Source organism: Flammeovirga sp. OC4 (assembly GCF_000812565.1).
In the GTDB taxonomy this organism is placed as follows: Bacteria; Bacteroidota; Bacteroidia; order Cytophagales; family Flammeovirgaceae; genus Flammeovirga.
This window is the reverse complement of record NZ_JTAM01000032.1, coordinates 45,045-58,804: the sequence shown is the minus strand read 5'-3', so window position 1 is coordinate 58,804 and position 13,760 is coordinate 45,045. Positions and strand designations below refer to the sequence as shown.

Annotated in this window: 10 protein-coding genes; 4 read left to right on the top strand and 6 right to left on the bottom strand. The window is 33.8% G+C overall.

Annotated features, from left to right (window positions below; translation table 11 throughout):
* On the top strand, positions 1-3,517 hold a 3,517-nt coding region (locus tag PL77_RS17890; protein ID WP_216595919.1), incomplete at its 5' end, for a T9SS type A sorting domain-containing protein.
* A 150-nt stretch (positions 3,518-3,667) separates the two neighbouring features.
* Here the strand turns inward: PL77_RS17890 and PL77_RS31805 are convergent.
* Complete coding sequence (locus PL77_RS31805; protein ID WP_156152415.1) at positions 3,668-3,808, bottom strand: hypothetical protein; 141 nt, start codon at positions 3,806-3,808, stop codon at positions 3,668-3,670.
* Positions 3,809-4,162: 354 nt separating this feature from the next.
* Between PL77_RS31805 and PL77_RS17885 the strand changes: the two genes are divergently transcribed.
* Both PL77_RS17885 and rfaD read left to right on the top strand, forming a co-directional pair.
* On the top strand, positions 4,163-6,073 hold the full coding sequence (locus PL77_RS17885; RefSeq protein ID WP_044208318.1) for an OmpA family protein: 1,911 nt from the start codon (positions 4,163-4,165) through the stop codon (positions 6,071-6,073).
* A 67-nt stretch (positions 6,074-6,140) separates the two neighbouring features.
* Positions 6,141-7,112 (top strand): ADP-glyceromanno-heptose 6-epimerase, encoded by a 972-nt coding sequence (gene rfaD / locus PL77_RS17880; protein WP_044208316.1) that lies wholly within the window; start codon positions 6,141-6,143, stop codon positions 7,110-7,112.
* Positions 7,113-7,192: 80 nt separating this feature from the next.
* Here rfaD and cydB read toward each other — a convergent pair whose 3' ends face one another.
* From cydB to PL77_RS30760, 5 genes are all read right to left on the bottom strand, one after another.
* Positions 7,193-8,230: a cytochrome d ubiquinol oxidase subunit II gene (gene cydB, locus PL77_RS17875; RefSeq protein WP_044208314.1), complete on the bottom strand. Its 1,038-nt coding sequence runs from the start codon at positions 8,228-8,230 to the stop codon at positions 7,193-7,195.
* 12 nt (positions 8,231-8,242) lie between these two features.
* Complete coding sequence (locus PL77_RS17870; RefSeq protein WP_044208312.1) at positions 8,243-9,619, bottom strand: cytochrome ubiquinol oxidase subunit I; 1,377 nt, start codon at positions 9,617-9,619, stop codon at positions 8,243-8,245.
* Positions 9,620-9,923: 304 nt separating this feature from the next.
* Positions 9,924-10,379 (bottom strand): CBS domain-containing protein, encoded by a 456-nt coding sequence (locus tag PL77_RS17865; RefSeq protein WP_044208309.1) that lies wholly within the window; start codon positions 10,377-10,379, stop codon positions 9,924-9,926.
* Positions 10,380-10,554: 175 nt separating this feature from the next.
* On the bottom strand, positions 10,555-11,298 hold the full coding sequence (locus PL77_RS17860) for a LytTR family DNA-binding domain-containing protein (protein ID WP_044208307.1): 744 nt from the start codon (positions 11,296-11,298) through the stop codon (positions 10,555-10,557).
* A gap of 7 nt (positions 11,299-11,305) precedes the next feature.
* Complete coding sequence (locus PL77_RS30760; RefSeq protein WP_156152414.1) at positions 11,306-12,376, bottom strand: sensor histidine kinase; 1,071 nt, start codon at positions 12,374-12,376, stop codon at positions 11,306-11,308.
* Positions 12,377-12,614: 238 nt separating this feature from the next.
* Here PL77_RS30760 and PL77_RS17850 point away from each other — a divergent pair, with 238 nt between their 5' ends.
* Positions 12,615-13,742, top strand: coding sequence for an efflux RND transporter periplasmic adaptor subunit (locus tag PL77_RS17850; protein WP_082026614.1), 1,128 nt, complete (start codon positions 12,615-12,617; stop codon positions 13,740-13,742).
* The last annotated feature ends 18 nt before the right edge of the window (positions 13,743-13,760 follow it).

Below are 13,760 nucleotides of genomic sequence, written 5' to 3'. Positions count from 1 at the left end.
GGACAAAGCAATTGAAATGCGTAATTGGGTGGATAATGATGGTAACCCAGTAGCTACTCAAATTGACGACTACGGTAGAGTAATAGACCTTGATCTTTCAAATAGAGATTTAACGAGCTTGCCAACAAGTCTAACGATTGCAAACTTCGGGTATTTAGAAACGGTAAATCTTGCTGATAACCAATTGGAAGATGTCGCATTAACTACTTTTGATAATGCCAATGATCAAAAAACGCAATTCAATGTTGACAACAACTTCCTATTCTTCGATGATCTTATTGATAATAGCGAGTACATCAGCAGTTATGCAGGGCAGACGTATAGCGGAGCAGATACGGAAACAGCTACAGTCACTTTCGGAGACTCTTACTCTTATGATGGAGGATTTGAAATCGCTTCTCTAGAATATAATTGGACGAAAGTTAGTGATGGATCGACAGAAAGTTCTGCTTCTCTACTGAGCATTCCTTCAATGACAAGTGACAATGCAGATAGTTATAGATTAAATATCACTTCAACTTCAATTACCGGCCTAACGATCTTCACAAAACAAATTGACCTTCTGTTTACACTAGGTCAAGAAGATTCAGTAGCGTTATACAACTTATTCGTAGAGTTAGGAACTACACCTGATAAAGCAATTGAAATGCGTGATTGGGTGGATAATGACGGTAACCCGGTTGCTACGCAAATTGACAACTACGGTAGAGTGATCGACATTGATCTTTCGAATAGAGCTTTAACAAGCTTGCCAACGAGCCTAACGATTGCAAACTTCGGGTATTTAGAAACGGTAAATCTTGCTGATAACCAATTGGAGGATGTGACACTCACTTCATTTACGAATGCCAATGATCAAAAAACGCAATTCAATGTTGACAACAACTTCCTATTCTTCGATGATCTTATTGATAATAGCGAGTACATCAGCAGTTATGCAGGGCAGACGTATAGCGGAGCAGATACGGAAACAGCGACAGTGACGTATGGCGGTAGTTTTAGCTTTGATGGAGTATTAGAAGATGAAAGTGCTATTAATTATTCATGGACTAGAGTTAGTAATGAAGTTACCGAAAGTCAGACGTCATTACTCGAAGTTTCATTTATGGAAAGTAGTAATGCAGATAGTTATAGATTAAATGTTACTTCTGATGCTGTAAGCAACTTGAGTATTTTCATAAAACAAATTGACCTTCTATTTACACTTGGTCAAGAAGATTCTCTATTGTTACATCAGATGTTTACTGAAATAGGTCATACTGCTTACGACCCTTCAACTGAGTTTAGAACATGGTTACCTGACCGTGTAGTCATTGATAATTACGGTAGAGTAACAGGATTAGATCTTTCAAACTTCAATATCAATGATGATAACACAAATACATTGAGTAGTTTACCTTCACAACTACTTGTATTTGAGCACCTCACCTCTCTTAATATTGAAAACAATTACTTAGACTTTGAAGATTTAGCCTCAATTGATGCGTTATTCGAAATCACAACTTACAATCCTCAATTGACTACCCCATTTATTGAGAGTTATTTCGTAACTCAATACGATAATTTCAATAAAGAGTATACTTCAGATAATACAAAAGAATATGCATGGGTACTAAATGGTGATACACTAAGTAAATCCAATAATGCAATCCTTGAAGTTTTATCATTTGATCCAACGAAAGAAGGAGTCTATCAATTGATTGAAAGTGATCCGAATACAATTTGGGATGAACTGGAATTATTAATCGGAGAAGTTACGCTGAATTATAAGAGTTTGATCTCTGAACAGGATTCTGTTGCACTTCATCAACTTTTCACAAGAATGAATGTTGAATTTGATGATAACACAAGAATTATTGATTGGCCAAGAATGGAATATAACCTCGACGGTGAGATCACTTCTTTATTCTTACATGAGCTAAACGGTGAAGATTCTCTTCCAAGTCTGATCTCTCAATTTGAAGCATTAGAAACGCTTAAATTATACAATAGTAATATCTCACATATCAGTGAAAACTTATGGAATCTCAACTCATTGGAATATCTTGATTTATCGGATAATAACTTAGAGGATAATGATGTAATGGGATTAAGCCAATTAAGTAACCTTACAACTTTATGGCTTAGCTTAAACAACTTAACGGTAATTCCTGACATAAGTGGAAACTTAAATTTAAGATATTTCATTGCCGACGATAACAATATCAGTTCAATTGGAAGTGAATTAGATAATCTATTGAATCTAATTGATCTATCATTAGCTGGAAATAATATTGAAGTGATTTCTACCAACTTTGCTAGTTTAGTTAATCTGAAGAAATTAGATTTCTCAAGAAACAACTTAACAGAATGGACAATGGAGCTTCCTTCAAGTGTTGAAGAATTATTGTTGTACACTAACTCAATTTCTTCATTGGCAAACATTCCAAATGATATCATCGTCAATATTGCAGATAACATATTATTCTATGATGATCTAGAAGGGTATCAGAAAGAGTTTGTGAATTATTCTCCGCAAAGATTTGAAATCCAATATGAGAATGTGGCAATGATCCAAGGTGAAAGCTACAGTTATTCTCATAACTTCGAAAGTGATGATCTTATCTACATCTGGTTTAAAGATGGTGTGATCATTAATTCACTTCAGACAAAAGACATCAATCTTGTGGATATGAAAAATGCTGATGCTGGAGTATATACTTGTTTTGTTTCACACCCTTATTGGACAGAACTTTCGATCCAAACAGTACAAATTAGTATTGGTATTAATTGCGGTGATAATTTAGCCGTAAGTCTACAAACCAACTCTAATGAATGGTTCTGCGAAGGAGATGAAATAGATGTTCAAGTGGAAGCATTGAGCGACACTGGAGACCTTACTTATATCTGGTATAAGGATAACGAACTGCTTCCATTACTCAATACAGCAGTTGTAAGTGTTCATGAAGCCGGTAAGTATTCTGTAAAAGTTCAAAATACGGAAGGATGTACAGCCTTTTCTGATAGTATAGAAGTAAGAATATCGACAGCTTTAACAACTCCATCTATTGTCAATTTAGAGGATTCTCTAATGGTAGATGTTGTGAATACTGACTTACAATACTTCTGGTATGTTGATGGGGAATTAATCGAAGAAAGTGGTACTATTATCCCTAAACTGGTAAGTGGTAATTATACAGTTGAAGTTGTAAATGAAGCTGGATGTACAGCAACTTCTGAAATGGTTACGGTTCTACCGTCTGATATTATCACTAATCTTGATGAATCACTTGAAGATTTGATTAGTTTGTATCCTCAACCTGCAAATCAATTATTAAATATCACATTTGATGCCTTTATACAGGTGGATAAAATCAACTTGATTACTACATCAGGTGTGACAATAAATGTTGATTTCACTCAGAATCAAAATAGCTTTGAAGTACCTACGAAGTCACTACGAAATGGTGTTTACTTACTGGAATTAATCCAAAAAGACGGAGTTACTTCTTATCATAAAGTTTTAATTGCTCACTAAAAAAAGAAGCAGTAGTACCAATCAGAAATGATTATACTACTGCTTCAACATTTAGACAAAAATAAAGTCCTAGCTGCGAGCCATGCATCTAGGACTTCTATTTATTACAGAAAACAGTCTTGAGTTATGATTCTTATATTTGATAATGGATTATTCTACAGAAATTACATCAATTGATGATTTATTTGCTTTGACAGTAATATCTCCTTCCTCTCCACTCTGCATAGCATTTAACATTGAAAATAGACCAATTAAGAAAATCAATGCTAAAATTTTTATTAATGCTTTCATGGGGAATTTAATTTTTTATTTACTATCAACTTTATAACAAATAGGTACGGGGGAAAGACAAAAAAATATGCGCTTTTATATAAAATAACTGAATAATACATGTAATATCTTCGAATAGTACTATTCTATTCATTTTCATTTAAAATTGATTTCATGAATTGAATTTTAATGAGCGTTTTTGTTTTATTTCAAAGCTAGAATTTAACTTTATAAAAAAGTGAATTATATTTATTCTTACATTTTCGATTGAAAAATAAAATCACCAATACCTGTTGTAATATGTTGAGATTTCTCTTTAGTTTTTTCTTATTCATCTATTGCTCTATCTCTGCCTTTTGCCAGTATGATTCAACTTTGACCAAGACTTTCTTTCCTAAGAAAACCAAGGCATTGAATGTTGCAAAACAAAACTTTAAAATTGGAGAAAATTGGCTCAATGAGTACAACAACTTGGATAGTGCAATTTACTATTATGAAAAAGTAAATAATTTTTGTTCCAATATCAGCGATGTGAATTATCAATTAGGTTATTGTTACCTGCAAAAAGGGAGCTTAATAGCCGCTGATTCTTTTGCTACAAAAGCTTATCAACTCAAAATAACATTACCTACTCTTTACCTTAATGCAAGAATAAATCATTATTTAGAAAATGCTGAAAAAGCGTTATTCTTCTACCAAAAATATATTGATGAATATGCCTCTCCTGCATCGCCTGATAAAAAGCATATTGAAAAACTTATGAAACAGGCCAATGCATTGCTTCAATCACAATCCGCAAAATATCAGATTGACAATAGAGAAAGTTTAAATTCTACATATGATGATTTTTCACCTCTATTTATCCCAAATTCAACACAACTTTTCTTTTCTTCAAATAGAAAATCGTTAAGTAGTATTCATGAGGAAAGTACAAATATCTATTATTCTTTCTTCGAAGAAGGTCAGTTTCAAGAAAGCAAAATCTTAAATGATAGGTCAATCAACATTAAAGGAAATAGCGGTATTTCATCGATTTCAAAATCAGGAAAAACGATGGTTGTTTATCATGGCTTTGGTGTTGGACGACTGTATTATGCTAAAATTGATTTAAATGAAGAAGTTAAACTACCTCAAAATAAAAAGAAACTTCCTTCACCTATCAACAATTACTTTTACCAAGTAATCGGCGGCACTTTCACTCCAGATGGAAAAGCTTTTTATTTTTCTTCGAAAAGAAAGGATGGCGTTTTCAATCTATATTACACTAAAAGAAATGGAAAGAAGTGGGTTGAACCTATTTTAGTAGAGAATGTGAATTCAAAAGGAAATGAAATTGATCCTTTCTTCTCTACTAATGGAGACACACTTTTTTTTGCTACAGATGGACCTAATAGTATTGGTGGTTATGATATTTTCCAAGCGACCAAAACAGGTGAACATAGTTGGTCGAAACCTATAGGCCTACCAAGACCTATAAACTCTGCATATAATGAAAAAACTCCAAGTACAAATGATGACGGTAGTCTAATTTTATTTAGCTCCGACCGACCTGGAGGGAAAGGTAGATTTGATATTTACTCTTCTTCATACCAAGTAGAAAAACAGGAAATAGAACAATCTATTGTTGAACAAGTCCCTCAATTTCAAGCATTAGATTCTATTCTCAATGAAAATTTATTAGACACGCATTTGCATGTGCTTAGTAAAAAAGATTCTAGTCAGTTATCGAATGCTAAAATCATAATCTATACTTTCCCCGAAAATATAGTTTTAAGAAAAATAGAAACAGATACTAATGGTATCGCTGATATTAATGCAATTCCTAACGATCATACATTCGGAATCAATATTGTCAAAAAAGGTTTTGACCTCTTCTCTCGAAAAGTGCACATTGATTCGTTAAAGAGCGATTATATTATTTACCTTGACCCAATTGTAATCAATCATAACATCACATTAAACAATATATTTTTCGATACCAATTCCAGTAAAATCAAAAAAGCATCTATTAATGAGCTTGAAAATGTATTATCCTTTTTGAAAGTCAACTCCAATATTGTAGTTCAAATTGAGGGTTATACTGACAATACGGGTGATTATGATATCAATATGATGCTCTCTCAAAAAAGAGCAGACGCGATAGTGAACTACTTAATTGAGGCCGGTATTGCCAAAGAACGCCTTGTAAGTAAAGGATTTGGTGAGGAAAACCCTGTAGCGGATAATAAAACCGATGAAGGGAAGGCACAAAACAGAAGAACGGAATTCAAGGTCATTAAAAACTAATTCTGCCTATTTTGTTGGTCTAAGGAAATGATCCGTTATCTTCGTAAAAAATTAAAAATATAGAACAATGATAGTTGTAACAGGTGCTGCCGGATTTATCGGTAGCTGTATGATTTCTAGATTGAATGAAGATAACTTCAATCATATCGTTGCAGTAGACGATTTTTCATTTCCTGAGAAAAATAAAAACCTTGAAGGGAAAAAAATCTTGGAGAAAGTGGAAAGAGAAGAATTCTTTGAGTGGTTAGATAAAAACCACTTAGAAGTTGAGTTTATTTTTCACTTAGGAGCTAGAACTAGTACAGCCGAATTCAATAGAGATATTCTTGCTCATTTGAATACTGATTACACAAAGAAAATGTGGAATGCTACCATTAAGTATGCTATTCCTTTAGTTTATGCTTCTTCTGCTGCTACTTATGGTTTAGGTGAGTTAGGCTACGAAGATAGCGAAACTATAATCCCTGATTTAAAGCCTTTGAACCCTTATGGCGAGTCAAAAAATGAGTTTGACATTTGGGCTTTAGAACAAGAGAAAAAACCTATGTTTTGGGCAGGATTGAAGTTCTTCAATGTTTACGGTCCAAATGAATTCCATAAAGAAAGAATGGCTTCAGTGGTTTTCCACGCTTTTAATCAGATCAGCAAAACGGATGGAATGAAACTTTTCCAATCGCATAATCCTGATTACAAAGATGGAGAGCAACAAAGGGATTTCGTTTATGTCAAAGATGTAGTTGAAATCATGATGTTCTTGATGTACCACCGTCAAGCTAAAAATTCAGGTATTTATAATGTGGGTACTGGTGAGGCTAGAACCTTCTTGGACCTTACTAAAGCTACTTTTAAAGCAATGGGTAAGGACGAAAATATTTCCTATATCCCTACTCCTGAAGATATCAGAGATAAATACCAATACTTCACTGAAGCGACTATGGAAAAGCTAAGAAAGATTGGTTACGACAAGCCTTTTACTTCTTTGGAAGAAGGTGTAGAAGATTATGTGAAGCATTATTTGATGGGTACTACACGCTACTAGTCATCAATAGCAATAATAAAAAATGCCTCCGTTTTCGATATTGAAAGCGGAGGCATTTTTTTATTTTTATGAAAAGTAATCTAATAACTATGCTCATCCAACTTCACTTTTCCCCAGAATATTTTATACACAATAAATGTATAAGCCAATACCAAAGGTGTACCTATTGCCGCAATCGTCAGCATCAACCCTAATCCTTTTTGAGAAGCTGCTGCATTATAAATTGTGATGGAATTGTTCGGGTCATTAGAAGCAATCAATAAGTTTGGAAATAATTGAACTGCAACTAAAATTAAAAGTAAACTGAAAGTCAAAGAAGAAAATATAAACGCCTGCATATATTTCTTTTTCCTTGCCAAACGTGGAATATTTGCAATGGCTAGAATCGCTGTCAATGGCAAGAAAAATAATGACGGATGGTCTTTAAAACGTTCTGCTAAATGAGGTTGAAATATTAAGGTAAAAACACTCAAAATACCAAACATCACTATAAAACCGATCATACATTTCTCCAACATCTTCACTACTTTATCAAAAAGCCTTCCTTCTGTTTTTAATGTCAAGTAAATAGCTCCATGCATCATCATCAAAGCCAATGTTGTTAATCCAACAAGGATTGAAAATGGGTTTAAGAACATCGTTAAATGAGGATCTATTGCTTCATAGTTTTCATCCAATGGAAAACCTTTCAAAACATTTCCTAAAACAACACCCAATAGAAAGGCAATCATTCCGCTGGAAATACTATAAGAAATATCCCACATTGTTCTCCACCATTTCATTTCTTCCTTACTTCTGAACTCAATAGAAATGGCTCTCAGAATGATAAACATAATAAAGAGCATAAATGGAATATACATCGCTGAAAACAAAGTAGCGTAAAAAACAGGGAAACCTGCAAACAAGGTTCCTCCACCAATTACTAACCATACTTCATTACCATCCCAAACTGGACCAACTGCATTTAAAGCAATACGTCTATTTTTGTCTCCTTTAATAAATAAGTGCATCGCACCTGCTCCTAAATCGAAGCCATCCAAAATCCCATATCCTGAGAATAAAGCACCTACTACCAAAAACCAAAGTGTAGGGTAATCTAATCCTAAAAATGTTTCCATGGTTGTATTTTTTTATTCTGAGAAAAAGTCATTAATACCTTGCTGATGCGGTCTATGGTCAATCAAATGTGTATCCGATGGGCCATGTTTGATCTTCTTATTTAATAGGTAAATAAAGAGGATAAACAACAGTGTATAGATAAAGGTAAACATGATCAATGAGAATAAAACTTGATCTGCTTGCACTGCTTTAGATAAAGCGTCTGAAGTTCTTAATAAACCATATACTACCCAAGGTTGTCTCCCCATTTCTGCTGCAAACCATCCAAATTGATTGGCTAATTGAGGTAAAATTACCGCAAAAACAAAAGTCCATAAAAGCCATTTCTGTTGAAATAAAGTTCCTCTGAACCAATAGAAGGTTCCTAAAACAGACAAACCGATCAGCATCATGCCTATACCCACCATCAAATGATAAAATTGGAATACCGCATTGATTTGTGTAGGGATTTCATCTTCCGGAAAAGCATCCAACCCTTCTACTTTAGCATCAAAATTAAACTGAGTCAAAAATGCGAGTCCTCCTGGTACTTTCACGCCGTATACCTCTTTACTTTCTTGATCTACCCAACCAAAAAGATATAAATCTGCTGAATGATCAGTATAATAATGTCCTTCAAAAGCAGCTAGTTTTGCTGGTTGATTTTCTGCCACCCCATCTGCCGACATATGCCCCAAGAACAATTGAACAAAAGAAAATAGTGTTGCAGCAATTAAACCTAATTTGATTCCTAGTTTTGAAATTTCTTGATGTCTGTCTCTTACGAGATAATAAGCGTGCACACTAATAAATAAAAAGGCTCCTGCTAAAAATGCTCCTACCCAAACGTGTAAAATTCTTTCTACACTTGATGGGTTGAAAACCATCTCCCAGAAATCAGTGATTTCAGCTCTTGCCTCCATCCCTTCTCCTACAATTTTATACCCTGCCGGTGTCTGTTGCCAACTATTGGCTACGACAATCCAAATGGCTGAAAACATAGAACCAAAGAAGACTCCTACTGTTGACATAAAATGGACTTTAGGACTCACCTTATTCCAACCAAAAAGCAGAATTCCTAAGAAACTACTCTCCAATGCAAAGGCAAATATTCCTTCAGCCGCTAGAGCTGAGCCAAAAATATCACCAACATACCTGGAATAAGTGGCCCAATTGGTACCAAACTCAAACTCCATTACAATGCCGGTGGCTACTCCGATACCAAAAGTCAAGGCAAATATTTTTACCCAAAATCGCGTAAGGACTTCGTACCTTTGGTCTTTAGTTTTTAAAAATAATCCTTCTGAAATTACCAACATCAATCCAATACCAATACTTAAAGGTGGATAGATGTAATGAAATGAAACGGTAAACGCAAACTGAATTCGTGATAGTATTTCTACATCCATAGTTAGGCTATATCATAGTGTTTTTACTCTACTAACTTAATCAACTTTTGGTTGATAATCTTTGTTTTTTAAAGTAAAGTTGAAATTTGCCGTTGCACATTTAAAATTGGACAACAGCGTACATGTTTGTGCCGCAAAATTAGTAGATTTTATTCAAAGAGGAAGCGTATTACAAAATGTTTAGTTTTATTGATATTTAAGGGCAAAAGTCGTCTAGTTTTGTTTTATTTTTTGAACATAAAAAATGCGATTCCATGTCCTGAAACCGCATTATAATTACTCATTTTAGATATATGATTTTTACTTACCAAGTTGTAGAGCTTAAATCAACTGCAGCTCTAAGAATATCTCTTCTCGATACTTGACCGATTAATTTTCCATTTTTTGTGATCGGATATCTTCTGAAAGAAGAGTTCTCGAACAACATTGCCACTTCCACTACATCTTTATCTGCGGAAATAGAACTTACAGCTTTAGTCATATAGTCTTTTACTCTACCTTGACTTGCTGGATAATTGAGATATCTGCTTTCAAGAATGACATGCAAACAATCTTTTTCTGATAGCATTCCCACCAAATCACCATCTTCATTGACAACTGGAGCTCCTGAAATTTTCTTTTCAACCAGCACTTCCATTGCTTCTTCGATGTGTTGTTCGGGAGTAAAAACAATCAGTTGTTTAGTCATATACTTCTCTACACTAGGGTAAGGTTTTACGTCATGTGGATTTTCGAGTACTCTTTTGGGTGTAAAATTCATTTTAGTAATTATTTAGTGGTTATAGGATGAGCGATTAATACGATAATAGAAAAAATCTCTACTAATAATCTTATTTAGTCTCATAATATACACATTATCAGCGTTAAAAGCTAATTTACAACCTAAATAATACAGATGTATGGCATTCAAAGTATTGTGTAATAATAATGACCGCTTACTCAAAAATTTTCAACAAGTCAGATCTGTAACTTTGCCCTACTGGCAACTCAACTTCTCCTAAACCTAATACATTTCCTTCCAAGGTTTCTATTTCATCTACGTTGACGATATAAGATTTATGAATTCGAATAAAACCTTTGTCGGCTAAAGAATCCTCCAATTTCTTTAAAGAGGCTAAAGCCAAAATCGTTTTATCTTTGGTATGAAAAGCCACATATTCTTTCTTCCCTTCCATATAAATCAACTTCTCAAACTTCACCTTATAAAGTTTATAATCTGCTTTAATAGTAAGGCTATCCGATTTAGTTTCTATGTAAGAAGTGGCTTGAGATGTAGATTGTTGTTGCTCGTCTTTAGATTGATGGGTGGATTGAATCAATTCAAACTGCTCAATGACTTTGTTGATAGTTTGTAAGAAACGTGGTAAAGTGATGGGTTTGAGAAGATAGTCAAACGCATTTAACTCAAAGCCTTTAATAGCATATTCTGAATAAGCTGTCGTAAAAACAATCATAGGACGTTTCGCTTGCATGGTTTCTACAAACTCAATTCCTGATAAATTAGGCATTTGAATGTCCAAGAAGAGCAAATCTACATCATTACTCTGCATAAATGTCATGGCCTCAATCGCATTTTTAAATGTCCCTAGTACTTCCAGTTGAGGAACTTTTGAAGCATAATCTTTTATCAAGCTTCTCGCTAAATGCTCATCGTCAACAATTATTGTTTTTATCTTCATTTTACTTTTAGCTATTTTTGATTTCCAACATTACCTCAAACTCCTGTTCTCCCTCATTGATATCTAACCGATGTGCATCAGTATAGATAAGGTCCAACCTCTTCTGTACATTTTTTAAACCAATACCCCCTACTGCAATTCTACTTACATTATCAGTAACTGTATTCCTCACTTTCAAAGTAAGTTGTTCCTCTTTCTGTCTTAACTCAATGTTCACAAAACCTTCTGGATTTTCCTCTAACCTGCTATATTTAAAAGCATTTTCAATAAATGGTTCTAACAGCATGGGTGCTATTTTAAATTGAGGATTTTGAATATCAATTACAAAAGAGATGTTTTGGGGTGATTCCGTTTTCAGTTGTTGGAAATCTATATAATTATGTAAATAAGTAATGTCTTTTTCTAGTGCAACCACCTCTTCATTACAATCATACAGCAAATAACGAAGCATCTCTGAGAGCTTTGCTATATTATCAGTAGCTTGTGGCATTTGCATGTAAGACATACTGTAAATATTATTCAAGGCATTGAACAAGAAATGAGGGTTAATCTGAGATCTTAAAAACTTCAACTCTGCTTCAATCTTTCCTTGTACCAATTCTTTTTTCTTCAGGCGTTCTTTTTCATCATGACTACTTAGCTTTAAAACCGTACTTACCAGTATTGAAATCAAAATAAATACACTGCCAAAACCAAAAGGCCATATCCACTCAAAAGTAAGCTGTCCATTTAATTTTTCTTTCAATTCTAAATGTTCAGCAAAAAACAATTCAGGATCTAATAAATGGAATGTTTCCCTGCTAAGAAATAATAATATTTTGATTGCTACGATATATAATACAATAGCCGCTATGACATAGAATAAATTGCGATTTCTCTTAATCAACAATTGAGGAACTAACAACTCTATGTTTGTCACCACTACAAATAAGAATATTCCCGTTGTGATTGTTGCACGTATTAAAGCAAACTGAATACCCAACCAGAAGTCTGTACTCAATAGGAAAATAAATAAAGCGATAGTACATAAGGGCAATACTGCTTTACTTGGTATAGAAAAGTTAAATCGTTCCTTCATTGAAATATATTTTACTTCAAAAGAATAGATATAAAAATTAAAAAAATAGTTCAATCAACAAAACTGCATTTTTTATCCATAAATAGCACTATTCTCTCAACAAACAACATCATTGATTAAATATTACTGTTCGTTGAAAGGTTGTCTTGGTTGGTTGATTTAATTATGCCTATGCATTCTGAATGATTTATTTCGAGCTTGAAAATAAATCAAAACATTATCAAACTATCTAATTTTTATGTCTCGTAAACACCTTATCACTATTGTGGGTATTATCGTTCTAATAGGCGTCGCTAGCTTCAGTTCGTATACAATGCTCAAGAACAAGCCTGTTCCCGCTAAAGGTATTAAGAAAGAGAAAGTTTTATCTATCAAAGCTGAGAAAGCAAATTTCGTAACTGTAGAAAATAACCAAATCTACTATGGCAGAGTAAATGCCGCGAAAACGTATATCCTTTCAACGGAAGTTTCTGGAAGAATTATGAATACCAATGTTGCATTAAAAGAAGGTAATACGTTTAGAAAAGGACAAAAATTAGTACATATTTTCAGCAATGATATTGAAGCTACTTTAAAATCTCAGAAAAGTAGTTTTATGAATACTATTGCTTCTATCCTACCAGATATTAAAATTGATTATAAATCAGAATATGACAAATGGTATGGTTTCTTTAAGCAAGTAAATATTGCAAAACCTCTTCCTGCTCTCCCTAGTATCAACTCTGATCAAGAACGATTATTCTTAGCCTCAAGAAATTTGATTACAGAATATTACTCTATCAAACAATCTGAAATCAATTTATCAAAATATAATATTTACGCCCCTTTTAACGGAACATTCAAGACGGTACGTTTAGAAGCAGGTTCGATTGCTTCTCCAGGTGCTGAAATTGGTGTGATCAGTCAAACTGATGCATTGGAGGTAATTGTAGAGGTTGAACCTAAAAATGCAAAGTGGATCAAATCAGGTGATCATGTCAATGTGGTCACTGAATCTGAAGATCATTCAGCGATTACCGGTAAAGTAATCCGTAAAGCAAAAGTGGTCGATCCTCAATCGCAGACCATTAAAATTTATGTTAGAATTAGTCCTAAAAGCAATGATATGATCTATGAAGGACAGTTCGTTTATGTAGAATTTAAAGGAGGAGAATTAAAAGATGTGGTAGAGCTCCCAAGAGAAGCGATTACGGACTCTAAATTCATTTTTGTGGTGCAAGACCAGCAATTAAAGCAGAAAGAAATTGACATCATCAAAACAAATGGTGACAGCTATTATATCAAAGGGGTTTCTTCTGATGACGTGATCGTAACCGAATCCGTTTTCAATGGAAAGGAAGGAATGAAAGTAAATATCAGAAGCTAATCACTACGCATTATAACT